We start from the raw sequence: 23,879 nt of genomic DNA, 5'->3' as shown, positions 1-23,879 counted from the left end.
AAGATGCGAACTTTATTTGCTCTTTTCTTCTGGTTTGTTTTTTCGGGTGGTACTGTAAAGTAACCCAAAAATGGTTAGGAAATAAACTCCAAAAAATACAACTTTTGTGGTTGTCCAATTGGATTCAGTTACTATATAAATGCTCATCAAAAAAGAAAGCAAAGCGATGGACCCAAGCAATAAAGCAACTTTGCGATCACTTAAGCCCATATAGGATAAATGATGTGTGGTGTGATCTCTACCACCAACAAATGGCGATTTTCCTTTGGCCAAGCGATTAATTACAACGGTTGTTGTGTCAACAATTGGAATAATAAAAATAATAGCGGTTAAAATTAATTGTTTGCTGGGTGATAAAAAGCCTTCATTAAATGGTGTATTCCAAAAATAGGTAATTCCCATTGCCGACAATAAAACACCCAAAAACTGACTTCCCGTATCGCCCATATATATTTTAGATGGATGCCAATTGTAGAATAGAAATCCAAGTATGGAAGAGAGCACGCCAATAATCATAATGAAATTAATACTATCAACCTTACCAATAGAATAAACCACAAATAGTGCAGAAATAAGAATGAAAATGGATACTAAAGAAGTGATAGCATCCATATTGTCCAACATATTAATTGAGTTCATGATGCCAACAACCCAAAGAATGGTTAAGGCATAATTGAGGTAATTGTTTGTGAATAGGGTGATGTAGGTGCCACTTGCGATGAGGATAATTCCACAAAGTACTTGGGCTAAAAATTTAAGGTAAGGTCGGGTATTATATGCATCATCCGCTAAGCCCACAATAAATCCTAAGGATGTGGCAAGAAGTACCCCTAAAAACTGCTGCTTGTGAAAGATTGTTTTATCATCCGAAAAAATAGAATAAACAGAAATGGAAAGTAAAAAAATAATGTAAAAAGAAATACCTCCGAAAGCAGGTTTAGATTTGGTTTCCCACCGCACAATCGTTTCATCAATATTCCGCATTCCTAAATTCTTCGAGAACTTAAGAAATAACCGATTTATGAGTATTGAAAAAACAAGTGCGACAATAAAAAACGTACTATAAATTAAAGTCGAATGTGATGAAGCTAACATTAGTGATAATAAAAAGGAATGCAAGGTACTATTTTTTGCTTAGAACATACTCTTAAATTCATTGAAACTGCTGGCAACTTTATCTTTTTCAGAAAGCTGAGGATTACTTATTTTCCAATCAATACCCAAGGCAGGATCATTCCAAAGTACTGCGCCTTCAGCTGCTTTATTGTAATAATTGGTACATTTATAAAAGAACAAAGTTTGATCCTCAAGCGTTACAAAACCGTGCGCAAAACCGGGTGGTACATATAAAACTGTTTTATTTTTTTCGGTCAACTCAATTGCAAAGTGCTTTCCATAAGTGGGAGAATTTTTTCGGATATCTAATGTAACATCCAATACAGCCCCCTTTATAACGCGCACCAGTTTACCTTGTTCATAAGGTGGATTCTGAAAATGCAAGCCCCGTAAAACACCGGTATTTGATAAGGACTGATTGTCTTGCACAAAATCTACATCCACACCAAGTTTACGGTACGTTTCGCGATTATAACTCTCATAAAAATATCCACGTTCATCCTCAAATACTTGAGGTTGAATCACTAGTAACCCACTAAATCCGGTCTCAATAACGGTAGCCATACGCTGCGTTGCTTTTACGTTTAAAAATTTTCTTGTACCAAGGCTTAGCTTTGGCTCTGGAATCATCATCGTAATACCCATAGCCGTAGCCATAACCATAACCATATCCATATCCGTAACCTGGATGAATAGAGTCTACACCATTTAAAATAATCGATAAGTTTTTAATATTATGTTCCTTAATAATATTGTTCACATTTTCGAAGAAGAAACGTTTCGAATAATTGGACCTAAAAATGAAAATAGGATAATCAGCTCTTTTTAAATTGTTTAATCCATCCGAAACAATACCCACCGGAGGATTATCGATAATTACAGCATCATAAGATTTCTTTAATTCCTCAATGATTTCCTCCATTTTCTTGGTTAAAATTAACTCGGATGGATTGGGAGGAATTGGACCCGCTGTAATAAAATCCAAATTTTTTAAGGAACTATGTTGAATACAATCTTTAATGTCTGTTTTTCCTATTAAGATGGTACTCATACCCCTTTCATTAGAAGCATTAAAACCAATGTGAATTTTCGGTTTACGCATATCTAAGTCGATAATGATGACTTTTTTTCCTGCGTAAGCAATAATACCTCCTAAATTAATTGAAACAAAAGTTTTCCCTTCCCCAGAAATGGAAGAGGTAATCGAAATTACTTTTGGACCGAGTGAATCAGAGATAAACTGCATATTGGTTCGAACAGAACGAAATGCTTCGGCTATACTCGACTTAGGATTTTGATCCACCAAGAGCTGTGATATTGGAACTTCTTTTTTGTATTTAGGTATTAATCCTAAAATTCCGGCATCGGTATACTTTACAATATCGGCAGTGGAGGTTACATTATTATGAGTAACATAGCGAACAATAATTAATATCAACGATGAAAGCGTAGCTAGTATTACGGATATTATTAAAATCATATTGCTATTCGGGGAAACCGGAACACCCGGAGTTGCAGCATTTTCGAGTATCACATTTTGTGAAACATAGCCTGCATTAGAGATAGAATATTCTGCTTTTTTATCCAAAAGCAAGGTGTAAAACTTCTCGTTGATCGAATACAATCGATTTAGGCGAGCGTATTCAATTTCTTTAGTAGGTAGATTTATAAACTTCTTTTCGGTTTCCTGAATACGGTCATTTAAGCTTACTTCCTTACGATTGAGTTTTTCCTGAATGGTTTTAATTCCATCGTATAATTGCTTCCGCTTTTCCTCAATTTGATCGTCAATAATTTTAATCTGCTGATTGTTGATAGTTGCATGATACAACTCCATTTCTTTTTTTGATAAAAGTACTTCGAGCGGATTAATTAGGTATGCAAAGGTATTGGCATACGGTGTGCCTGCTAATATTGCGAGCAAGTTATATACATCCGGATTTTTGCTTGCGCTGATGCTTTTTGCTACTTCATTGATGACACTTTTGTCAAAATTTAAATCAATTGTTTCTTTAGCGAAATCATTCATCTCGGCAGTATAAGTATTCGAAAACTGCTCCGGATTTGTTAATTTATTTTCAAGTTTAAATTCTTGAATTTTATTTTCGGCAGTGCTTAATTGCTCGTATACGGCGTTTAATTGACTGTTGATAAAATTTAAGATCTTATTCGAACTTTCTGCTTTTCGTTCTACATCATAAACTAAAAATTCCTCTGCTATTATATTCGCAATATCAGTACACTTTCGAGGATTATTATCTTTAACGGTTATCTTAATTGTATTTGCCTCAGAACTGAGCATACGAATATTTAAGGAAGGGGAGTATAATGCCGAAAGGTTATCCGGATTATTCACTACAAAATACTGTTCAATATTCTTAACAGTGCTTTTATTTGAAAGTACCTTTTTAAAATCCAAAATCTTAATTTTAAAATCGATGTCTTCCAATTTATTCCAAACATTGGTTCGAAATACTTGTTTTATTTTTTCGCCGGTAAGGTTGCTGAAATAAGCGACTTCGGCTTCGTTATAATTTATAAAATCAATAAAAAAGGGTCTTCCGTAAACCTCGCCGTTTTTCACATTTACCTCTATGGTATAGCCACTTGAAACATAGTTTTCGTAAGTTTTGAAAGTACCTTTATTGTAATAGGAAACGCGTAAGGGCAATTTAGAAAGCGCTCGGGTTAAAAATACCTTTGAACGCATGAGTTCTATTTTGCTTTCAATTTTTTCCTGAATTTCAATCGGATTGGCAACGTTTAATACCTGACTGGCAGTATTTTCCTGATTTATTTGAATTACTGTAGAGGTTTGGTATACCTCAGTTGAATAACGAACAAAAAGAAAAGCACTGATTATCGAAAGGACAAAAAATACTAAAGCCCAGCTCAGGCTCTTTTTTGTTATAAAAAGAAACAGGCTTAAATCAAATTCTTCCTTAATGGTGGAACTGTTCTTTATCACTGTAGTGATCTTGAAAAGGTGAGAATGATAAATAAGCTCGAAATAAGGCTCACATAAGGAGCAATCTCAGACACCAAGCTTCTGCCAAATTTGGGCACAGGTTCAATGTAAATAATATCATTCGACTGCAGGTTTATGCTCGATTGCTTTATACCTTCAATGGTAGAAAGGTCAAAAAGATACACTTTAGGGTTCTCTAATTCGCCACGGAGTAGTTTTACCCGATACGCTTTACCATTGTCAGAAATTCCGCCGGCAGAAGCTAAAACTTGTAATAAATTAGTTGCATCGTTGGTTAAGGGTACAACTTTGGCATCATTCGAACCACCAGTAAACACAAATACTTTACGGTTTTCAACTTTTAATAAAATAAAAGGTTTTATGTAAAAATCCGCATATTTTTCCTCTAACATGCGCTCTGCTTCACGCACGGTTAAACCGGAAACCGCTATTCGTCCGAGCATGGGGAGCTTTATTTTGCCATCAAATTCAACATTGTATTCAATCGAAAAATTGGCATTTACCCCTGCATTATTCGTATTTAATGAGGTTAAGTCAATTAATTTAAAGCCTTCATTCGAGAAAATCCTAAAGTCAAGTATATCATTCGGTTGAATCTTATAATCGGGGTTGCTGGAATCTTTAGGTATATCAAATTTGTATTCTTTTGGTGTTTTCATCATGATATTAGGGCGTAAAGTCCTACACGATGAAAGCGTAATTAGCAGCAGCACAATGGCAAGCAATCCTTTTTTCATATTTGTTTTTGATTATCGGGCGCAAAATTATCAAAATATAATTAAAGCCACCTTTTTTTAGTTGAATGAAAGGCTATTTCCGATAGGTGGCAAGCGATTGCTGGTAACTGGTTCTAACGTCGTTCACCAAACGTGTATAATGGAATTTTGATTTGACATGTTCCCAGCCCAAACTCCCCATTTTTAATCGTAATTCGTCATTTTCAACCATTTCAAGCAAATTTTTTGCAAACGGGAGCAATTGGTTGTTTTCACTCAATAAGGCTGTTTTTCCGGGTATTACCACATTTTCAATTCCACCCACATTGGTAGATACTATTGGTTTGTTTGCCGCTTGGGCTTCAATTAAACTAACCGGTGTTCCTTCATCCAAAGAGGTTAACGCAATGATGTCGGAACCGGCGCACACCCAATCTATGTCTTTAATCCATGAAGTAAATGTAATGGTGCTAAAAGTATCTGCTTCCCCGTTTGTAAAGGGCAATTTTAGCTCATTTGCTTTTTGTTCGATATTTTTTCGTTCGGCTCCATCTCCCACAATCATAATTCTAACCTTTTTATTTGTTTTTTCTAAAAGCAGCTTAATGGCTTCCAAAAACATCGAATGGTTTTTTATCATAACCAATCTTCCGATTATAGATATAACAATTTCATTTTCAGCAATTTTATAGCGCTCACGAAAACTTTTTCTTTTTTCTAAAGTATTGGTCTGAAATTTTTGTAAGTCAAAGCCAAGCGGCACCATTAGCAGTTTTTCTTGTTTAAATACCTTGTGCTGATTTACCAGCTCATCGGCTTGTATGTCGCTAATTGCAATAATCTTTGTGCTTTTTCTTGCAAGATATTGTTCAATTACTTTATAAAATGCTGTTTTTAGTTTCCCAAAATAAAAGGAGTTAAAAATATGCCCATGAAAGGTATGATAAATTACTGGAACTCCGCATGAAATAGCGGCTAATCTTCCTAATGCGCCTGCTTTAGCAGCATGGGTGTGTACAATATCGGGTTTAAATTCGCGGATTATTTCCTTTAGTTTTTTGTAGGCGAGATAATCGTTTTTAAAATTAATTTCCCTTCGCATTTCGGGAATAATTAAAGGTTTAAGGCCAAGATTTTCTACGATGTATTCTGAACCTTCTTCACTTTCATCTTTTGTTCCCCCAACCAAAAGTGTTTCAAATTCGGGGGCTAAATATTTACTCAAGTAAGCCACATTATAAGTGGGGCCTCCTAAATTAAAACGGTTGGTAATTCTAAGTATTCGTGGCATCGTAGGTATCTTATTTCCGCTCTTTTTAGGTGGAAATGTTCGTTTTTTAATTAATTATTAAGGGTTTCTTCAAATTTTTCCACCATGTCTGAAATACCAGTAAGGCCCATATTCGGGCAACACTGTCTTGCGGATTGGTCGAAAATAATTGTGCTTTAAGTTTTTGAACGGACTCAAGTTTGAAAATTTTTTGATCCCTAATAAAGGAATCACTTAACAGTTCCTCAAGTGTGCTGCGCAAATCACTTTTAAACCAATTTAATAGTGGCACTTCAAATCCTTGTTTATTCCGGGTGTATAGCTCATCAGGCAATACATTCCGAAAGGCATCCTTCACTATTTTTTTACGTTGATTTTTATCGATTTTAAAATGTTCGGGCAAAGAAAAGGCAAAATCAACAACATTATAGTCCAGAAATGGTGTGCGCACTTCTAAACTGTTTGCCATGCTCATCATATCCACTTTAGTGAGCATATCGTTCACTAAAACTAATTCCATATCAGTGTGTAAAACTGAATTTATTTCAGGGCCAATGTGCTTCAAAATTTCAGATTTTCTTCGTTCTGCTTCACTTGAATCAAGTTTTTGATTTAATTCGGGATGCAACATTTCACGGCTTTCAATACCATCTGTAAACCCTGCCCAGCGCCAGTAACGCTCCTTGTCGTTCAAATTTAAACCGGTACTGTATTTTTCTATTTTTCGAATTAAGTTACTGAATTTTGAATTGCGCGATTTGGGTAATGCTTCCCAAATTAATCGACTGTTTTTTAAAACTGTATTTGCGATGTTTTTTTCTCGTGAGTTATAGGCTGCATAATGCTTGTTGTAACCTGCAAAAAGCTCATCGGCGCCATCTCCCGAAAGGGCAACAGTTACCTGCTTGCGGGTTTCTTTACTTAAGATATATACCGCTAGTGCGGAGGAATCAGCAAAAGGTTCATCAATATAATCAAGCGCTCCATTTAGGTGCTCAAATAAATCGGCATTTGTAAGCGAAAAAACGGTGTGATTGGTACCATGCATTTTTGCTACCAATTGTGCATAATGCGTTTCATCAAAAAGCGGTTCATCTTTAAATCCTATCGAAAAAGTGGAAAGGTGTTTCGTATGCTTTGATGCAATTGCTGCTATCACGGATGAATCAATACCCCCACTCAAAAAACAACCTAATGGAACATCCGAAATCAGGCGTAATTGCACTGATTTATCCATAAGTTCCACTAATTTTTGTTTTGCACTTTCGTAATCTTTCGGAGAATTTTCTTGTGTTGATGTGTCCTTTATGCTATAGTAACAGTGCTTTTCGGGAATATTATTTCGGATAAAAAAGTAATTACCGGGCTCCAGCTTTTTTACATTTTTAAAAATGGTGAAAGGAGTGGGGATGTAATTTAAATGTAAATAGGTTTGCAATGAAACGGTATCCAACTCTTGTGGAATATCCAGTTCCATCATAGCTTTCATTTCGGAGGCAAATACAAATTTTTGGTCATTATAAAAGTAGAGTAGGGGTTTAACACCCATGCGGTCGCGCGCTACAAAGAGAGTCTGCTCTTGATTATCGTAAATGGCAAGTGCAAAAAAACCATTCACTTTTTGCAAACAAGCAGGGCCTTCCTTTATATAAAGCTGCAAAAGCACCTCGGTATCACTGTGAGAACGAAACTGAAAACCCTTATCCGCAAGTGTTTTGCGGTGTTCTTGATAATTAAAGAACTCTCCATTAAAAATTATGGTGTAACGACCCGAATTGTCGGTAAATGGTTGGGAGGCAGTTGCTGAGGTATCAATTATAGAAAGTCGAGTATGACCTAGAACTACTTTGTTGTGAACAAATAATCCGTTCCCATCAGGACCTCTTTTACAGAGCCTATCAATGGCTTGCGTTATTTTTTCCTGATTTGGTGCTTGATTTGAAAAATTCAATACCCCAACAATTCCACACATTTTGCGTCCAAAAATTTAGGCTGCGAAAGTAAAAAAAAGGAATGGGGGATTATAGGAAATTCTACGAATGGATGTATACTTATGAATTGACCAAATTCCTGGCTATATTCTCACAAGCTAAATCCAAGAGGTGAAAAACTTTATCAAAACCCTCTTCCCCGCCAAAGTAAGGATCCGGAACTTCAATATCGGTGCGTGGGTATAATTCGTTCATGATTAAATTCACTTTTTTCTTGTCGTCATTATTACGGGCCAATCCAATTACATTTTTATAATTGCTGCGGTCCATCACAAGAATTAAGTCAAAATTATCGAAGTCGTTTACGGTAAACAAACGGGCACGAAGTCTCGAAATGTCTAAATTGTGTTTTAATCCGTTGGCAATACTGCGCTTGTCGGGAGCTTCACCCACGTGGTTGGCTATTGTGCCGGCCGAATCCACGTGCACGTCTAATTCATATTTCTCAGCTTTTTGACGCATAATGCCTTCTGCCATTGGAGAGCGGCAAATGTTACCCAGGCAAACCATTAATATTTTTGTTGTCATTTTTTTATTTCCTTCGTAATTCAACTTCGTTGTATTAAATTATAAATTCAGATTTAACCGCGAGTAATTTCATTTCTGTTTTCAATTAATTTCAAAGCTTCAAATTATTTTGTAATACATAAAAATTCCGCAGAAGCTCTAAACTAAAAAGAGTTAATAAATGGTTGATTCCAATTTATTAACTCTTTTCAGAAATTTGTTTTGATTATTTTAAATCACAGAAATTTTCTTTTCAAGTTCGGTGATGTATGTTTTAAATCGTTTATCGGTATCTATTAAATTATTTACCGTGCGGCAAGCATGCAAAACTGTTGCGTGATCTTTGTTTCCGCATTGCATTCCAATACTGGCCAAAGATGATTTTGTCATACTTTTTGAGAAGTACATTGCTATTTGGCGAGCTTGTACCACTTCTCTTTTGCGTGTTTTTGATTTTAATAACTCAATAGGTAAATCAAAATAATCAGAAACTACTTTTTGAATGTAGTCAATTGAAACTTCGCGCGCAGTATTTTTCACAAACTTGTCAATCATCGATTTAGCAAGTTCTAGCGTGATTGCTTTTTTATTCATACTGGATTGAGCCAGCAATGAAATCAAAGCACCTTCCAGTTCACGAATATTGGTTGTTATACTATAGGCCAAGTATTCTATAACTTCTTTTGGCATATCAATACCATCCGCATAAATTTTCTTTTCTAAAATGGCAATACGGGTTTCCAAATCAGGCGCTTGCAAATCTGCTGATAATCCCCATTTGAAACGGGAAAGTAAGCGTTGCTCTACTCCTTGCATTTCCACCGGAGGCTTGTCGGAGGTTAATACAATTTGTTTTCCGTTTTGATGTAAGTGATTAAATATGTGGAAGAAAATATCTTGTGTTCTTTCCTTACCGGAGAAGAATTGCACATCGTCAATAATCAACACATCAATCATTTGATAAAAATGAATGAAATCGTTTTGATCGTTGTTACGCACTGAATCAATGTATTGATTCATAAATTTTTCGGCAGTAACATATAAAACAGTTTTATTTGGATGACGATTTTTTATCTCAATTCCAATGGCTTGAGCCAAATGCGTTTTTCCTAATCCAACTGCACTATATATAAGGAGTGGGTTAAAAGATGTTCCTCCCGGTTTTTCGGCAACCGCATATCCGGCAGAGCGTGCTAAGCGATTGCATTCCCCTTCTACAAAATTTTCGAAAGAGTAGTTGGCATTCAATTGCGATTGCACATCTACTTTTTTCAAACCCGGAATAATAAATGGATTACGAATCTCTTTGTTACTGATATCCAATGGCATCGTAACAGGAGAATTCACCAAGGCTTTTTTATTGCTGGTTGGAATTTTTATGGAATACGGTTTAGAATTACTGAATGAATTCTCCATTAGAATGCTGTATTCCAAACGGCCTTCAGTTCCTAATTCCTTTTTTACAGTTTTCTTTAATAAGGTAATGTAATGCTCCTCTAACCATTCGTAAAAGAATTGACTGGGAACCTGAATAGTCAATACGTTAGAAGTGAGTTTAAGAGGTTTTATTGGTTCGAACCAGGTTTTGAAACTTTGTGCACTTACATTGTCTTTAATTATACTCAGACAATTTTCCCATACCTTTTCGAAACTTTTCTCCATAATAATAATTCTGTTTTTGGGTGATATAATGTGGTTTACTTTTGTAATTTTTCGAGTGGCTAAATTGCAATTAAAATTTGAGTGCGCAAATAATTTTTAATAAAAAAGTTTATAAAAATATTTTGTAGGTATTGACTTTTTCGAATTTTTGTTTTTGTTGTGTTAGCAAGGGATTCGGCAAGTTTACTTTAAGACGTATTTACTTTCGAATAAAAAAATTTAAATCCAAAATAATTTTCAAATTATTATTCAACATCCATTGAATGTTTGAAAAAAAATTATATCGAATTCGAAAGATGATGTAAATTCAAGCTGGTGCCCTCAACATGTTTTTTCTTGGAACTACGTTCAACAAAATAAGTAATCTTTCCCAATTTAATTCCTGCCCATCCCACTTGTGCAACGATTACTTTTTTATTTTCACGATTACCTAGTTCAACAGGTTTATCCAAAAAGGTGTGCGTATGTCCGCCAATAATTAAATCAATGTTTTTCGATTCTTTTGCCAACACCACATCACTCACTTTTTTATTTTCGTAACTATATCCCAAGTGAGAAAGGCACACCACGATATCGCATTTTTTTTCTTGCTTAAGCAACACACTCATCTCAGCAGCTTTTTCCAAAGGATCCAAATATTTTGTGTTTTCATACATGCGCTTGTCCACCAATCCATCCAACTCAATTCCAATTCCAAACACACCCACTTTTATTCCATCCTTTTCAAAAATTTTATAGGCTTGCGTTTTTCCATTCATGGCTGTATCCGAAAAATCATAGTTAGCACAAAGCAATGGGAAGCTGGCGTTGGGTAATTGTTTAACTATTCCCGGTATGCCATTGTCAAAATCATGGTTACCAATAGTTCCGGCATCGTAAGCCATTTTGCTCATTAATTTTAATTCCAATTCACCCCCAAATTTATTAAAGTAGGGTGTACCTTGATAAATGTCACCGGCATCTAATAACAATACATTTGGCTCTTTACTGCGAATCTCTTCCACCAAAGCTGCTCTTCGCGCAACACCACCTAAGCCGGGGTATTTAGGGTCATTGGAGGGAAAAGGATCAATATGGCTGTGCACATCGTTGGTGTGTAAAATTACAATTTTTACAATCTCTTTTTTTGCAAACACATCACTTGGAAGCATTGTCATTCCTGCAACACCCAAACTACCATAAAGTGAATTTTTTAAAAAATCACGTCTATTTTTTATAAGAAATTCTTCCATCAAGCATCGGTTTTAAAGTGTTTCCTTTTTTATTTTCTTCTTTCATGTATTCCACAATTGCATCGCGTATTTTATGATGCAGCGTATCAACCCTTTCGGGGGATTTAAAAAAATACATTTTATCCCCACCATTTGATAAATAATCGGAAGTAACAACACGGTAATTTTTTGTTTCATCCAAGTCCTTCCCTCCAACTGTTACTATCGGTGGAAGAGAATCCTGAATTACCACGCGCGCTCCGGCAATGGGCATACCTTTATCACGCGCAATGGCTTGAAACATTTGCTTCGTTTTTTTTCCGGTCATGGTAAGCACTACCAGCTCATTTTCAAAAGGCATTAATTCAAATACTTTACTTAAGGGGATTTCACCTTTGGGTAAGGGAGAGCGCAAACCTCCATTGTTTAATAAACATATATCTGCAGGTTCTAAGTGTTGTTCCATGCAGTAATCATTTGCTTTTTTCAAGACCATGTCACAGGTAATGTTTCCTAACTTTCCTTCCGGAAGATTCTTCTCCGCACTACTTTCAGAAACAATCAATATTTGATTCATTTCTGCTTCCATGCTGCTTTTATAGGGTTCAATAATTTTTTCGAATTCAGGGTCGCTTTTGCTTGAAGTGTTAAGTTGCACTGCAGTGGGTTCAACGTTGGTAACGGTTGTTGTAGTTGAACAAGCAGCAATTATAAAGGAAGTGCTTAAAGCGAGAAGTGTTTTTTGAAATGTAGTCATAACAAGTTATTGCGCCAATTTTGAGCCTTACAATAATAGCCATTTATCAACACATTCGCTACTATTATGTGAAAAATATTTTTGGGATTAGCGCCTATAGTTTACTTATTTTTACCGGCATTATTTTAATTCCAAATTCATGTTTACTTCTTTCACACAAATTAGAGTTCGTTATGCCGAAACCGATAAAATGGGTTACGTGTATTATGGCAATTATGCACAGTATTTTGAGGTGGGCCGTGTGGAAGGACTGCGCGACCTGGGTTTGAGCTACCGCAAGATGGAAGAGGAGGGAATCATGCTTCCTGTGCTGGAATATCATATTAAGTATTTTAAGCCTGCTTTTTACGATGATTTACTCACCATAAAAACCACCATAACGGAAGTGAAAGGCGCTCGGATATTTTTTGAGTATGAAACCTTAAGCGAAACGAATGAGCTGTTAAATAAAGGCAACACTACGCTCGTGTTTGTGAATATGGCCTCGAATAAGCCATGTCCACCGCCGGATTGGTTTGTTGAAAAAATGAAACTTTCTGGAACTGCTGATACTTCTAATAATCAATAACCTAATTCTATTAAACCTTTAACTACTATTTTAATATGAAAAAATTTCTGCTGATTGCTTTGCTTTTAGGATTCAATTGTGTTGGTTTTGCACAATCCGCTTCTTCACTAATATCGGGCCCTATGTTGGGTTATGTGGAACACCGTGAAGTGTTAATTTGGATGGAGGTTGGTGCTGATGTCAAGAAAGTGCAGCTCCAGTATCGCGAAAAAACAACGTCACCGGAAGGAAACAAGCCAACTGCTGCTATGGTGCGTGAAAATTATTCAGGACCGCTTGGAAAAAAATTTAATCCCATTAAGATAGAGTTGGCCGGTTTAAAAATGAATACAGTATATGAATATGAAGTATATCTCGACGATAAAAAAATTACGTTTCCCTTCTCATGCACCTTTAAAACAAAGGATTTGTGGGAATGGAGAAAACCGGCGCCAGATTTTTCATTCCTTTTTGGAAGCTGCACGTATATAAACGACAGTCTTTATGACCGACCCGGAAAACCCTATGGTGCTTCACCCAAAATATTGGAAACGATGGGAAATACTCCTAGTGATTTTATGATTTGGGATGGCGATAACTTATATTACCGTGAAGCGGATTTTAGCTCAGAATGGGGTATGAAATATCGCTACTCGCATGATTTTAGAATTCCTGAAATGCAAAAACTAAAAGCCACTCGTGCTAATTTTGCCATTTGGGATGACCATGATTACGGCCCCAACGACAGCAATAAATACTGGGAAATGAAAGGAGATGCGCTTACCAATTTCAAAAACTATTGGGGCAATAAAACTTTTGGAGAGTTTGATAATCCCGGAATTTATTCGAAGTTTAAATGGAGTGATGCGGAGTTTTTTTTAATGGACGATCGTTTTTATCGCTCACCAAATGAATTAAAGGACAGTGTTGATGGTAAACCCAATACGGATAAACAATTTTATGGAAAACAGCAACTGGCCTGGCTCAAGAATGGTTTGATTTCGAGTGTTTCCGTATTTAAATTTATTGTAACCGGTGGTCAAGTGCTTAACCCTATGGCCGATAAGGAGTGCTTTCGTTTTTACCCATCGGAGTTTAACGAACTCATGAGTTTTATCATCGAAAATAAAATCAGCGGAGTAGTCTTTTTAAGTGGAGACCGACACTTCACAGAAATGGTAAAATATACACCCACAAATTTTTATACCTTATATGATTTTACCTGCTCCAGCATCACTTCCGGAATATTTAATATTAGCAATAAGCCTGAGTTTAATAATCCCAACAGAATAGAAAATTCCTTATTGTTGGAGAATAATTTTTCAAAAATCGGAATCAGCGGAAACAAAGGTGAGCGGGTTATAACTTTCGAAACCTATTCAGCAAATGGTGAATTAAAGTGGAAGTATAATCTAAGCCAAAACCAATTAAAGTCATTAAAATAACTGATTGTAATCACAATTTTGCGATTTTAATTGTTTAACTTTGTACCAAAGATTTATAAATTGAAATATATAATTGCTTTTTTAGTCTTATCAGGTGTGCTTTTACAAAGCTTTAGCAGTATTGTTATTGTAGCGCATTACGAATGGAATAAAAAGTACATTACCGCTAAATATTGCGAAAATAAAGCTAAGCCGAAGTTGCAATGCAATGGTTCCTGTCATCTGCGTAAGCAATTAATAGCTCAAGATAAAAAGGAGCAAGTTCCGACCTCTCCTTTAAAAGATAAGACTGAAAACATACAATATTATCAGGCTTATTCTGAACAATTGGATTTTATTCAATTGTATTCCATTTCTAATATACACTTCAACTACCTCCAAATAAAGCCTCAAGAGGTGTTGCTCTCCTTTTTTCATCCCCCTGCAGCGTCTTTAACGCTTATCTCTTAGTCCGTTTGCCGCATAGCGGAATGGATATTCAATAATACTTATCAATCAATTTATGAGAAAACTAATAGTGTTATTCTCTCTAATTGTTTGGACGCAATTTGCTATAGCTTGTGATTTTTGTAATTGTTATTTGGGTATAAATCCTCATTACAAAAAAAATACAATTGGCACACGCTATACCCAATCCGTATACTATGGTTCTCACTTGGATAATCAAACGCTTGAGAAGTATAGTTTAAGTCCGCACGATTTTAGTGAAACACGCAGCAATATTGAAGTGTATGCCCAATATTATCCCTTGCAAAAACTGCAAATGCAAGTTTTTGTACCTTATGTAGTTAATGTGGAAAGTATGAGTGATAATGCTTTTCATGCATTTTCTACTACAAGTGCAAGTGGTAATCGCTTGAGCCATGTAGAGCCATCATCAGCAGCAGAAGGCACTGAAATGAAGCAAAGCAGCACTGTTCAAGGATTTGGCGACCCATTACTCCTTGCGCAGTATCAGCTTTTTAATCTCAATGCTATGGACAGTGTTGGAATTAAACAGCGTTTGCTGGCCGGAGCCGGTGTGAAATTTCCACTTGGCAAATCAAAGATGGATGAAGCCGAGGATCCATTAGAGAAAACACATCAGCCGGGAACCGGAAGTTGGGATGTAATGCCAAGCCTGTCTTACCTGGCCAAGTATAAAAAATGGGGAATGAATGTGAATGCATCTTATATGATTACTTCGCGCGATAAGTATCGTTTTCAGTTTTCCAACCGCTTAAATGCAAATCTGAATGTATACCGCGAATTCAATAAGGCGAAGCTTTTTATGTATCCCTCCTTAGGCATGTACTTTGAACAAGCCGGTAAGGATTTATATAAATTATATATACTCGAAAACTCCGGTGGGGCTGTTCTTTTAGCACATGCCGGGCTCGATGTATATTATCGGAAATTTTCATTAAGTGCGGCGTTTCATCTGCCCACAAGTCAACAACTAAATGGTGCACAACCCCACATGCAGTATCGCATTATTGCAGGATTGGGTTATGCTTTTAACTAATAATTTATTAACTTTAAAATACTAAAAAATGAACCTAACAAATTTAAAATCAATGATTATTTTAACTGCTGTGCTAGCAGTTGTTTTTACAGGTTGTAAAAAGGATAAAGACAATTCAGAGGAAGTAATTCCAGAAAATGCGGAACAAAATTTAAAATTTCATATACATAACCAAGTTGGGAATCAATTGGCTAATTACACCAATACATATACCCAGGCTTCCGGAAGAAAATTTATTTTAGCCGATTTCAGGTACTATTTATCCAACATTAAGCTGGTTAAAGAAGATGGAAGTGAATTGGCGCTTTCAGGAAAAGTATTACTTGCCAAACCTTCGCAACAAGATTATGATTTAGGAATGGTACCGGTTGGAAACTACAAAGGCTTAAAATTCATTTTGGGATTGGATTCTGCCACTAACCATCTTGATCCAACTACCTATGCAACAGGCAATCCGCTTGCAATTCAAACGCCAAGTATTCACTGGAGTTGGAGTTCGGGTTATATATTTTTCAAGGTGGAAGGTGTATGTGACACTACTGCCGCTGCGAATGGACCTGCCGATTGCCCTTTCTTTTATCACATTGGAATGGATTCATTTAAACGGAACATGAATTTTAGTACAAGTGCATTTACTGTGGCCAACGGTTCAGATAAAGAAATAGCCTTTGTATTTGATTTATTAAAAGTGTTACAGAATGTGGATATGAGAAGCGAACAGCAAACACACACCATGGATAACATGATGTTGGCAACTAAAATCGCAAACAATTTTCCAGGCGCGATGAGTATTGAATAAGAATTTATACCTAAGCAGGTGCTTTACTTTGATTGAAATAAATTAAGATAAGTTAAAATTTGCTTTCATTGTAAACACCTGCTTTCAAAAAGAAATAAAATGAAAATTAATCTGTTCGTATTGCTGACTTTCCTGGCATCTGTCTTTTTTTCATGCAAAAAGGATAAAGCAGTTGTTGAGGAAATTGAAGAAGGTAAGAGAGAGCTCACACTCACTGTTCCGATGGGTTTTCCCTATCCTCAAATTCCATCCGATAATTTGCCAACTGCCTACAGAATCGCATTAGGAAGAAGATTGTTTATTGATCCTATTTTATCAAGAGACAGCAGTATTTCGTGTTCAAGTTGCCACAAAGATAATTTGCATTTTACGGATGGCTTAGTAGTAGCCTTGGGCATTGATGGTTTGCTAGGAACACGAAATGCGCCATCTATTATAAATGCAGCCTATCAACCCTATTTTTTATGGGATGGTGGAGTGCCAAATTTGGAACAGCAGGTGCTTGCACCTATTGATGCGCATAATGAAATGGACTTTGATGTAAATCTCGTTGTTAATCGGCTTAATAGAATCGAAAGCTATAAAAATGATTTTAATAAGGCCTACGATCAAGCCCCCTCAGTGTTTGCATTGACCCGTGCTATTGCATGTTACGAAAGAACTTTATTTAGTGGTAAATCGAAGTTTGATGAGTATCAATACAATCAGAATACAGCTGCTTTATCCGCCTCTGAACAAAATGGAATGACCTTGTTTTTTGGTGAACGTGGAGAATGTTTTCATTGTCATGGGGAATACAATTTTACAGATAACAGTTTTAAAAATAATGGACTGTATTTAAATTACGCAGATTCAGGTCGCGCCAGAATCACTACCTTGCACAGTGACGTGGGAAAGTTTAAAGTTCCATCATTGCGAAATATTGCCTACACTGCTCCCTACATGCACGATGGAAGTTTAGCAACTTTAGAAGATGTGGTAGAGCATTATAATACAGGTGGAAAAGCACATTTTAACAAGAGTGCGCTCTTAAAGCCATTGAACTTAACAGTACAAGAAAAAATTGATTTAGTAAATTTTTTGAAAGCACTTTCCGATTAAACAATTTCTTATAGCTTTCGTTTATAAAATAGTGAAATACAAATTTAACCCTAATCTAAATTATAAAACTCAAATCAAATGAAAAAAAATAAATTAATAGCTTTAGCACTCCTAGCATTATTGGCAATTCAATCCTGTAAAAAACCGGGCTTAGGCGGCGATGCTACTGTTGTTGCCTTTCCAAAGCATCATGGCAAGGCAATTTATGGTGCAACTGTTTTTGTAAAATTTGATACGCAAGATTCTCCGGGGTCCTCTACTAGTAGTTATGATGCAACCTTTGAAGGTAAAGCGGATGAAGACAATGTGAAAATTCCAGGTTTAAAGCAAGGAAAATATTATTTATATTCGGTCGGATACGACTCCTCCATTTCAGCTCCGGTGTATGGTGGGCAATCCATAAATATTAAGCGTAAGGATCGAAAAGATGAGCAGAATTTGGATATTGCTGTAACTGAATAATTCAGCCTAATTTTGCACCTCATTCTTCTAGCATCATTCACTTCTGTTGTGAATAAAATCAACTATCACCACGATTCGTATCAATGCAATAAGATGCAATGGACATAAATTAATTTTAGTTTAATAATTATTTTGAAAATGAAAAAACAGCTTATACTTAATTTGCTTGCTTTGATGACAAGTACATTACTTTATGCTCAATCAATTCCAAATGCCGGATTCGAGAATTGGACTAATCAAGGAAGTTATGTAACACCAGATAATTGGAGTTGCTTAAATAGCTTAACTTTTCCTATGGGGATTTTCACTTGTGGTAAAGGTACTCCCGGAAGTCCTGGTACTGCTTATTTAAAGCTCACAAGTAAAAGCGTTTCCGGTATGGGAGTAGTTCCGGGAATCGCGGTAAGCGGGCTAATTAATACTACCACAATGCAGCCTCAAAGCGGATTCGCATTTAATCAACAACCGGCTAGTTTAACCGGCAAATGGCAACACATGATTTTTGGTAGCTCACAAGGTAGCGTGGATGTTCAACTTACGCGATGGGATATGGGAATGCAAATGAGAATGCCTGTTGCAAGTGCTCACCTGGTGCTATCGGGAATGGCAATGAGCTGGACAAATTTTACAATTCCACTGGTATATTCAGATTTCTCAGCTCCTGACAGTTGCATTATTACCTTTGCAGCGAGCGGTGCTAATCCTACTGATGGCGATTATTTATATATCGATAATTTAGCTTTTGTAGGAAACGTAACTGCATTAGCCAACTTAAAACAGCAGAACAGTGTGCGCATTTTTCCTAATCCGGTGATAAATAAAATTAATATTGCAGATACTCACGCTGACACTCAAAAAATGGATGTCGTAGTTTTAGATCTTGCAGGAAACATTCTAAGCGCTCAAAGTAGTTTAAATAACTCTGCAATAAATCAAGTGGATGTAGCGAATTTACCTAAAGGGTTTTATGTCCTGAAAATGATTTCAACCGATTCGATACAGGTTTTTCCCTTCGTCAAAATGTAAGATGAAAGAGAATTGAAATTTTTTCTGACTTGAGATTTATAATTTTCTGCTTCAAAAAAAAGCCTGCATGGGCAATCCATACAGGCTTTTTTTTGAAATAAATTGTACCGAAACTGGAAATTTATTCAACAATAAATTTACCGCTGGCTTTTACTTGATTCTCATGCAAGAATTCATAAAAATATACACCTGAATTCAACATTCCTTTTTGCAACACAATTTTTCCGTTGGGTTGTGCCACTTTAATGGAAGTGGATTGCCCATAAATGTTATACACTTTTAGCTCAGTATTCCTAAGTGCTGCATCAAATTGAAAAGTTGTGCTGGTGCTGAATGGGTTTGGAAAAACCGATAATGCTATTTTCTGTGGATATTTTGCAATGCCAATGGCAATGGTGCATCCAGCTCCTGCAGCGGGATAAAAGGATGAATCATTAGTTCCATAACAACTAAGCGTATAAGCACATTCCAATGGGGCTTTTAATGGTTCCGTAAATCCTCTTGAATGTCCAATGCCTTCTATTAAGTATTGGCTCCAAGTGGCACCTGTTAAAGCGAAACGTTTCATATATCCGTTAGGGGTAAGCACACTGTCTATGCCGGATACAACTATGTCTCTAAAAAAATTATTAAAGCTAATGGGCAAGGTATCACCAATGGCCAAATTAAAATCATACAGCAATCGTTCCATGCTATCGCCCGGCTGTCTGATCATAACTACACGACTATCTGAACGCACAAAATAATGTGCAACAGTATCAATATATGCATAAGTTCCGATACATCCTGGATTTTGAAATGGCGCTTGCCAGTCGAAATAACCTTGTCCTTTTTTAAAGATTTGAACGTACATTAAAGAGTCAATCAGTGTATCACCTTTAGTATAGTAATTATAGTCTTCAATCATATAGCAAGGTCCGCCAACACTGCAATTACTGTGCACCTGCCATACCGGATTGTTTTGGAAATAAGTGTTTAACTGTGCTTGGGATGTTGGAGTTAACCCAAGAATAATTGCCACTAAAAAGCTTAAAAATAATTTTGTTTTCATGTAGTAAATGGAATAAAATTTCAAAGACAAAGATAAATTTTATCTTGAAAATAAAACTGTTTGTAGAATAAAATGGAGTATTAGCAGCACAATTCGATTAGAAGTAAGTTATCTACCCATTAAAAGTTTTTTTGCAAGTAGTTAGGAAGGTTACTTCCGATAATTTCAGCCCATCCTGCTTCAAAGTTTGCTTTTGCAAAGGCTTTATGGTCAGATGGAAAGCTTTCTAAACCTGCGTGAGTAAGCACTATTCGGGTGTTTGCACCTTCCTCAAAAAACTCCAAAGTCAATATTGATTCGCCAGCATAACCTTTGTAACTCCATGAGTGCACGAGCTTTTTATATGGAATCACTTCAATTATTTTGCAAAGGTGTACAAACTCATTACAATCTCCATCGGTGCCGATAAACTGAAATTCAAATCCAACTTTTGCTTCAAAAGCATTCATGTCGAAATACCATTTTTTCATTTCTGCTTTATCCGTAAATGCTTTCCAAACATGAGCTATAGGTGCATTTAAAATTTTTTCAACGCGCAATTCTGTTGTTCCCATTTTGATATTTTTTTAAGGCATGCAAAATACTCATAAACCAATAAGCCATCCTTCGACTCCGCTCAGGATGACATAGTAAACTCAATAACCCACCCTTCGACTCCGCTCAGGATGACATCGTAAACTCAATCACTCACCCTTCGACTACGCTCAGGATGACTTGGTACAAACTAATAAAAGAATATAAAACTTATTAACCCAATAACCCTCCTTCGACTGCGCTCAGGATGACATAACAATCCAATAACCCTCATTCGACTGCGCTCAGGATGACATAACAATCCAATAACCCCAAAACTCAATACCTAAACCCCCTCAACATATTTTTTAAAATTATTCAAGATAGCTTGCCAACCTCCTTCTTGCAATTCGCGGGTGTTTTCCATCTCAGGATCAAAAGTCACTGTTACCTTTGTTTCATTTCCTTGCGGGGAAAAAATTACTTCTGCTTTTCTATTGTCGTCCATGATATAAGCAATGCGCTCATTTTGCTTAATATCAGTATAGGTACCTCCGAAATCAAAACTAAAACTGCCATCCTTTGCAGCCATGCCATACACAAAACGGCCGCCTATGCTTAGGTCATTTTTGGCATGCGGACAGTACCAATCATCGGAAGCATTATTCCAATGCATTACATGTTCGGGAAGCGTATAGTGCTCCCATACTTTTGATACAGCTGCTTGAATAGTTGCGCTTACAGTGATTGCTTGTGTTGTTTCCATATTTTAATTTTGTTAGATATATTGATTTTAGTTAATCGATGTGAGCACTTAAATTAGTTATCCAAATTTGATTTTAAATTACCCAAACTCGCTTGTAAATCTTTTAGCAGCACTTTTTTTAAATTGAATAATACATGCATTATTTTCATCATGTAGTTGCTGCTGCTGTTGAATGTCCATTTAACTCTTGTCTGGTTGTCGGATAAACTTTCAAGCAGGAGGGAAGAAGTGGAAGTTCCGGCAAATGGTTTGATGAAGCGAATTTCATAATCAATGCGGCTTCCCTCTATTAGCTTCTTTATTTCTTGTTCCCCTTTTCCTACCTGTTTGTTTTCACTGTCCCAGCTATACACAAAACCAACAGTTCCATCTGTTCCTTTAAATACTTTCTTCATATTGGGATCGGTCATTACCCATTTATTATACTGCTCAGAATTTTTTAAAATTTTTAAATAATCATACACCACTTGTTTGGGCTTTTGAATTTCTATAGTTGCTTCAATCGACCAATTCTTTGGGCTGAATAATGCAGCAAGCAAAATGGCTGCAATAATTAATAGAACTATTTCTAATGCGAGCATAGTTGAAGTTTTAGGTTTGAATTTGTTTTATTTTGTAAGTAAGGTTGCCAATTTTTCGAAGCTTTCGCTCCAGCCTTGTTCCATGCCATTTGCTGCCATTTCAAAGCCTTTGTCGAGTTTCGTTAAAGCTGCATGTAACGTTAATTTTGTTTTTCCATTTTCCTCTTGGAAGATTACTGTGTTTAAGCCTTCGAGGCCATGACTTCCATCTGGTCTAAAGATTCCTTTGGTAGTAAATACTAACTTTTCACCCGGAATAATTTCGGTAAAAACACCTTCCACCCAACTGTTAGGAAAGCCAAGTTGTGGCGCATGCATATTAATTTTCCATTTCCCATTTTCGCGTGCATCCATTTCGCATTCCGGATTAGTAAATCCATGTGGTCCCCACCATTGCATCAGCATTTCGCGGTTGGTAAAGGCTTTAAACACGAGCTCTTTTGGAGCTGAAAAATAGCGGATTAGTGTTACTTCTTTAATTATTGTCATACTATATTTTTACTAAAATTTAAAAAATTATAAATGCGGTATTTTATTCACCGCGATGCGCTGCTTCCAAATCGGCTACAATTATTTTATCCATTTTTAATAGCGCTTGCATAACTCTGCCCGCTTTTTCGCGATCAGGATCACCTATTAATCGACCTAAAGCACTTGGAATAATTTGCCAGGATAGTTCAAATTTATCTTTAAGCCAGCCACAACGGCTGTTTTTACCGCCATCTGAAGTAAGTTTATTCCAATAATAATCCACCTCATTTTGATCCTCACAATGCACAAAGAGCGATATAGCTTCCGTAAATTGAGCATGCATGGGCCCTCCATTTAAAAAATGAAAGCTGAGTCCTTCCAAGTCGAAACTACCGGTAAAGGCTTTGCCATTTGGTCCAGGACTAACATGTTTAATTTTGGAATTTTTAAATATCGAACAGTAAAAATTCATTGCTTCTTCGCCGTTATCGTTGAACCAAAGAAAGGGAGTAATTTTTTGCGGAGCGTTTATACTAGCCATTTTTATTTTGAGTTTTATTTTAGATGAATATTATTTTTTCTTGATTGCTTTTATTTTTTGCTTTTCTATATTCTCTTTCATTCTGGCTTTTACTATCTTTTTAATAAGAGTAAGTGGTAGCTTTTGATTGAATTGAAATTGAATGGTACCTTTTGAGGTTTTGTAAGGTTTTAATTCATCAGCCATTGAAGCAGTTAATTTACTATTTGCTGCAAACAAACTACAATGCTTTTTAAAGCCTGCAATATATACGAGCATACTATTTGCGTAGCGAAAGGCCGGCATTCCATAACTAATTACTTCAGCTGCTTCAGGCGCTAATTCGAGGATGAGTTCACGCATCTTATGCAGCATTTCTTTTGCTTCAGCTTCTTGCAAAGAAATATATTCTTCAAAATTTGATATTTCCTTTTTCATAGTCAGGTTTATTTGTCTATTAATTTGATCCAATCTTTAATAATCTTTTGTAATTTTTTTTCTTTGGATTTTGCATCCTCAATATTTTCAAAAACAATAAGCCTTCTGCCATCTGCGTATTCTCCGGTTAGTAACCCACTTGTATCCTTAACCTTTGCTCCGCTTGGAAAAACAAGCATAATGCGTCCTTTAAAAAGATTAAAAACAATCAACTCTCGTTTATACTCTTTAGGATTAAAGGGTTTCATTGCTCCTTTATAAAAGAAACTGGGATTATTCCATTTAATGCGCTCACCAATTTCAGAATTAGTGGATAATATCACTTTGCGTAAATATGTTACAATAATGGCCAGCTCTGGTGCTAATTTTAAAATGTGACTATCCACACCTGAAGTATCGCTTGATAAATTCTCTTTATCCATAACAAATTCTTTAC

26 protein-coding genes are annotated in these 23,879 nt (G+C 36.1%); 8 read left to right on the top strand and 18 right to left on the bottom strand.

What is annotated here, in order from left to right; genetic code table 11:
• Positions 1-12: 12 nt before the first annotated feature.
• From IPP32_17860 to IPP32_17815, 10 genes are all read right to left on the bottom strand, one after another.
• On the bottom strand, positions 13-984 hold the full coding sequence (locus IPP32_17860) for an undecaprenyl/decaprenyl-phosphate alpha-N-acetylglucosaminyl 1-phosphate transferase (protein ID MBL0049953.1): 972 nt from the start codon (positions 982-984) through the stop codon (positions 13-15).
• A gap of 150 nt (positions 985-1,134) precedes the next feature.
• Complete coding sequence (gene rfbC, locus IPP32_17855; protein ID MBL0049952.1) at positions 1,135-1,680, bottom strand: dTDP-4-dehydrorhamnose 3,5-epimerase; 546 nt, start codon at positions 1,678-1,680, stop codon at positions 1,135-1,137.
• A complete protein-coding gene (locus tag IPP32_17850) occupies positions 1,664-4,084 on the bottom strand; it encodes a polysaccharide biosynthesis tyrosine autokinase (protein ID MBL0049951.1) in 2,421 nt (806 codons plus the stop codon). Before IPP32_17850 ends, rfbC begins: the two co-directional genes overlap by 17 nt.
• Positions 4,081-4,842 (bottom strand): polysaccharide biosynthesis/export family protein, encoded by a 762-nt coding sequence (locus tag IPP32_17845; protein MBL0049950.1) that lies wholly within the window; start codon positions 4,840-4,842, stop codon positions 4,081-4,083. Before IPP32_17845 ends, IPP32_17850 begins: the two co-directional genes overlap by 4 nt.
• A gap of 73 nt (positions 4,843-4,915) precedes the next feature.
• Complete coding sequence (locus tag IPP32_17840) at positions 4,916-6,112, bottom strand: glycosyltransferase (GenBank protein MBL0049949.1); 1,197 nt, start codon at positions 6,110-6,112, stop codon at positions 4,916-4,918.
• A 46-nt stretch (positions 6,113-6,158) separates the two neighbouring features.
• Positions 6,159-8,063, bottom strand: a complete 1,905-nt coding sequence (asnB, locus tag IPP32_17835) for an asparagine synthase (glutamine-hydrolyzing) (GenBank protein MBL0049948.1) — start codon at positions 8,061-8,063, stop codon at positions 6,159-6,161.
• A gap of 79 nt (positions 8,064-8,142) precedes the next feature.
• Positions 8,143-8,610, bottom strand: coding sequence for a low molecular weight phosphotyrosine protein phosphatase (locus tag IPP32_17830; GenBank protein MBL0049947.1), 468 nt, complete (start codon positions 8,608-8,610; stop codon positions 8,143-8,145).
• A gap of 210 nt (positions 8,611-8,820) precedes the next feature.
• Entirely contained in the window at positions 8,821-10,251 is a 1,431-nt protein-coding gene (gene dnaA / locus IPP32_17825; protein MBL0049946.1) for a chromosomal replication initiator protein DnaA, read from the bottom strand.
• A gap of 278 nt (positions 10,252-10,529) precedes the next feature.
• Positions 10,530-11,483 (bottom strand): metallophosphatase, encoded by a 954-nt coding sequence (locus IPP32_17820; GenBank protein ID MBL0049945.1) that lies wholly within the window; start codon positions 11,481-11,483, stop codon positions 10,530-10,532.
• Positions 11,458-12,219, bottom strand: coding sequence for a 5'-nucleotidase C-terminal domain-containing protein (locus IPP32_17815; GenBank protein ID MBL0049944.1), 762 nt, complete (start codon positions 12,217-12,219; stop codon positions 11,458-11,460). Before IPP32_17815 ends, IPP32_17820 begins: the two co-directional genes overlap by 26 nt.
• A 139-nt stretch (positions 12,220-12,358) precedes the next feature.
• Between IPP32_17815 and IPP32_17810 the strand changes: the two genes are divergently transcribed.
• From IPP32_17810 to IPP32_17775, 8 genes are all read left to right on the top strand, one after another.
• Complete coding sequence (locus IPP32_17810; GenBank protein ID MBL0049943.1) at positions 12,359-12,787, top strand: acyl-CoA thioesterase; 429 nt, start codon at positions 12,359-12,361, stop codon at positions 12,785-12,787.
• A gap of 35 nt (positions 12,788-12,822) precedes the next feature.
• Positions 12,823-14,211, top strand: a complete 1,389-nt coding sequence (locus IPP32_17805; protein ID MBL0049942.1) for an alkaline phosphatase family protein — start codon at positions 12,823-12,825, stop codon at positions 14,209-14,211.
• A gap of 60 nt (positions 14,212-14,271) precedes the next feature.
• Positions 14,272-14,661 carry a hypothetical protein gene (locus IPP32_17800; GenBank protein MBL0049941.1) on the top strand — a complete coding sequence of 130 codons (390 nt, stop codon included), beginning with the start codon at positions 14,272-14,274 and terminating at the stop codon, positions 14,659-14,661.
• Between the two features lie 52 nt (positions 14,662-14,713).
• Positions 14,714-15,715 (top strand): transporter, encoded by a 1,002-nt coding sequence (locus IPP32_17795; GenBank protein MBL0049940.1) that lies wholly within the window; start codon positions 14,714-14,716, stop codon positions 15,713-15,715.
• 28 nt (positions 15,716-15,743) lie between these two features.
• The gene (locus tag IPP32_17790; protein ID MBL0049939.1) at positions 15,744-16,514 is read left to right on the top strand and encodes a hypothetical protein; all 771 of its coding nucleotides are present in this window, start codon (positions 15,744-15,746) and stop codon (positions 16,512-16,514) included.
• A 99-nt stretch (positions 16,515-16,613) separates the two neighbouring features.
• The gene (locus tag IPP32_17785) at positions 16,614-17,615 is read left to right on the top strand and encodes a cytochrome-c peroxidase (protein ID MBL0049938.1); all 1,002 of its coding nucleotides are present in this window, start codon (positions 16,614-16,616) and stop codon (positions 17,613-17,615) included.
• Positions 17,616-17,693: 78 nt separating this feature from the next.
• Complete coding sequence (locus IPP32_17780) at positions 17,694-18,077, top strand: hypothetical protein (protein ID MBL0049937.1); 384 nt, start codon at positions 17,694-17,696, stop codon at positions 18,075-18,077.
• 138 nt (positions 18,078-18,215) lie between these two features.
• Positions 18,216-19,103: a T9SS type A sorting domain-containing protein gene (locus IPP32_17775; protein MBL0049936.1), complete on the top strand. Its 888-nt coding sequence runs from the start codon at positions 18,216-18,218 to the stop codon at positions 19,101-19,103.
• A gap of 121 nt (positions 19,104-19,224) precedes the next feature.
• Here IPP32_17775 and IPP32_17770 read toward each other — a convergent pair whose 3' ends face one another.
• The 8 genes from IPP32_17770 to IPP32_17735 all read right to left on the bottom strand — a co-directional run bounded on the left by IPP32_17770 (position 19,225) and on the right by IPP32_17735 (position 23,865).
• Complete coding sequence (locus IPP32_17770) at positions 19,225-20,154, bottom strand: T9SS type A sorting domain-containing protein (protein ID MBL0049935.1); 930 nt, start codon at positions 20,152-20,154, stop codon at positions 19,225-19,227.
• Positions 20,155-20,273: 119 nt separating this feature from the next.
• Positions 20,274-20,708 (bottom strand): SRPBCC domain-containing protein, encoded by a 435-nt coding sequence (locus IPP32_17765; GenBank protein ID MBL0049934.1) that lies wholly within the window; start codon positions 20,706-20,708, stop codon positions 20,274-20,276.
• Between the two features lie 305 nt (positions 20,709-21,013).
• Positions 21,014-21,433: an SRPBCC family protein gene (locus IPP32_17760; protein MBL0049933.1), complete on the bottom strand. Its 420-nt coding sequence runs from the start codon at positions 21,431-21,433 to the stop codon at positions 21,014-21,016.
• Between the two features lie 53 nt (positions 21,434-21,486).
• Positions 21,487-22,014, bottom strand: coding sequence for an SRPBCC family protein (locus IPP32_17755; GenBank protein ID MBL0049932.1), 528 nt, complete (start codon positions 22,012-22,014; stop codon positions 21,487-21,489).
• A gap of 27 nt (positions 22,015-22,041) precedes the next feature.
• Complete coding sequence (locus tag IPP32_17750; protein MBL0049931.1) at positions 22,042-22,503, bottom strand: SRPBCC domain-containing protein; 462 nt, start codon at positions 22,501-22,503, stop codon at positions 22,042-22,044.
• A 43-nt stretch (positions 22,504-22,546) separates the two neighbouring features.
• A complete protein-coding gene (locus tag IPP32_17745) occupies positions 22,547-23,026 on the bottom strand; it encodes a VOC family protein (GenBank protein ID MBL0049930.1) in 480 nt (159 codons plus the stop codon).
• 30 nt (positions 23,027-23,056) lie between these two features.
• Positions 23,057-23,443, bottom strand: coding sequence for a DUF1801 domain-containing protein (locus IPP32_17740; protein MBL0049929.1), 387 nt, complete (start codon positions 23,441-23,443; stop codon positions 23,057-23,059).
• Between the two features lie 8 nt (positions 23,444-23,451).
• Complete coding sequence (locus tag IPP32_17735) at positions 23,452-23,865, bottom strand: DUF1801 domain-containing protein (protein ID MBL0049928.1); 414 nt, start codon at positions 23,863-23,865, stop codon at positions 23,452-23,454.
• Between the last annotated feature and the right edge of the window lie 14 nt (positions 23,866-23,879).

The sequence above is a fragment of the Bacteroidota bacterium genome, assembly GCA_016721765.1.
GTDB lineage: Bacteria > Bacteroidota > Bacteroidia > UBA4408 > UBA4408 > UBA4408.
Note: the sequence above shows the minus strand (reverse complement) of the source record. Positions and strands in the feature narration are given on the sequence as shown.

Coding starts and splice junctions, on each gene's coding strand:
- IPP32_17860 (MBL0049953.1), bottom strand. CDS start 984: ATGCGGAATATTGATGAAACGATTGTGCGGTGGGAAACCAAATCTAAA.
- rfbC (MBL0049952.1), bottom strand. CDS start 1,680: ATGGCTACCGTTATTGAGACCGGATTTAGTGGGTTACTAGTGATTCAA.
- IPP32_17845 (MBL0049950.1), bottom strand. CDS start 4,842: ATGAAAAAAGGATTGCTTGCCATTGTGCTGCTGCTAATTACGCTTTCA.
- IPP32_17840 (MBL0049949.1), bottom strand. CDS start 6,112: ATGCCACGAATACTTAGAATTACCAACCGTTTTAATTTAGGAGGCCCC.
- asnB (MBL0049948.1), bottom strand. CDS start 8,063: ATGTGTGGAATTGTTGGGGTATTGAATTTTTCAAATCAAGCACCAAAT.
- IPP32_17830 (MBL0049947.1), bottom strand. CDS start 8,610: ATGACAACAAAAATATTAATGGTTTGCCTGGGTAACATTTGCCGCTCT.
- dnaA (MBL0049946.1), bottom strand. CDS start 10,251: ATGGAGAAAAGTTTCGAAAAGGTATGGGAAAATTGTCTGAGTATAATT.
- IPP32_17820 (MBL0049945.1), bottom strand. CDS start 11,483: ATGGAAGAATTTCTTATAAAAAATAGACGTGATTTTTTAAAAAATTCA.
- IPP32_17815 (MBL0049944.1), bottom strand. CDS start 12,219: ATGACTACATTTCAAAAAACACTTCTCGCTTTAAGCACTTCCTTTATA.
- IPP32_17810 (MBL0049943.1), top strand. CDS start 12,359: ATGTTTACTTCTTTCACACAAATTAGAGTTCGTTATGCCGAAACCGAT.
- IPP32_17805 (MBL0049942.1), top strand. CDS start 12,823: ATGAAAAAATTTCTGCTGATTGCTTTGCTTTTAGGATTCAATTGTGTT.
- IPP32_17795 (MBL0049940.1), top strand. CDS start 14,714: ATGAGAAAACTAATAGTGTTATTCTCTCTAATTGTTTGGACGCAATTT.
- IPP32_17790 (MBL0049939.1), top strand. CDS start 15,744: ATGAACCTAACAAATTTAAAATCAATGATTATTTTAACTGCTGTGCTA.
- IPP32_17785 (MBL0049938.1), top strand. CDS start 16,614: ATGAAAATTAATCTGTTCGTATTGCTGACTTTCCTGGCATCTGTCTTT.
- IPP32_17780 (MBL0049937.1), top strand. CDS start 17,694: ATGAAAAAAAATAAATTAATAGCTTTAGCACTCCTAGCATTATTGGCA.
- IPP32_17775 (MBL0049936.1), top strand. CDS start 18,216: ATGAAAAAACAGCTTATACTTAATTTGCTTGCTTTGATGACAAGTACA.
- IPP32_17770 (MBL0049935.1), bottom strand. CDS start 20,154: ATGAAAACAAAATTATTTTTAAGCTTTTTAGTGGCAATTATTCTTGGG.
- IPP32_17765 (MBL0049934.1), bottom strand. CDS start 20,708: ATGGGAACAACAGAATTGCGCGTTGAAAAAATTTTAAATGCACCTATA.
- IPP32_17760 (MBL0049933.1), bottom strand. CDS start 21,433: ATGGAAACAACACAAGCAATCACTGTAAGCGCAACTATTCAAGCAGCT.
- IPP32_17755 (MBL0049932.1), bottom strand. CDS start 22,014: ATGCTCGCATTAGAAATAGTTCTATTAATTATTGCAGCCATTTTGCTT.
- IPP32_17750 (MBL0049931.1), bottom strand. CDS start 22,503: ATGACAATAATTAAAGAAGTAACACTAATCCGCTATTTTTCAGCTCCA.
- IPP32_17745 (MBL0049930.1), bottom strand. CDS start 23,026: ATGGCTAGTATAAACGCTCCGCAAAAAATTACTCCCTTTCTTTGGTTC.
- IPP32_17740 (MBL0049929.1), bottom strand. CDS start 23,443: ATGAAAAAGGAAATATCAAATTTTGAAGAATATATTTCTTTGCAAGAA.
- IPP32_17735 (MBL0049928.1), bottom strand. CDS start 23,865: ATGGATAAAGAGAATTTATCAAGCGATACTTCAGGTGTGGATAGTCAC.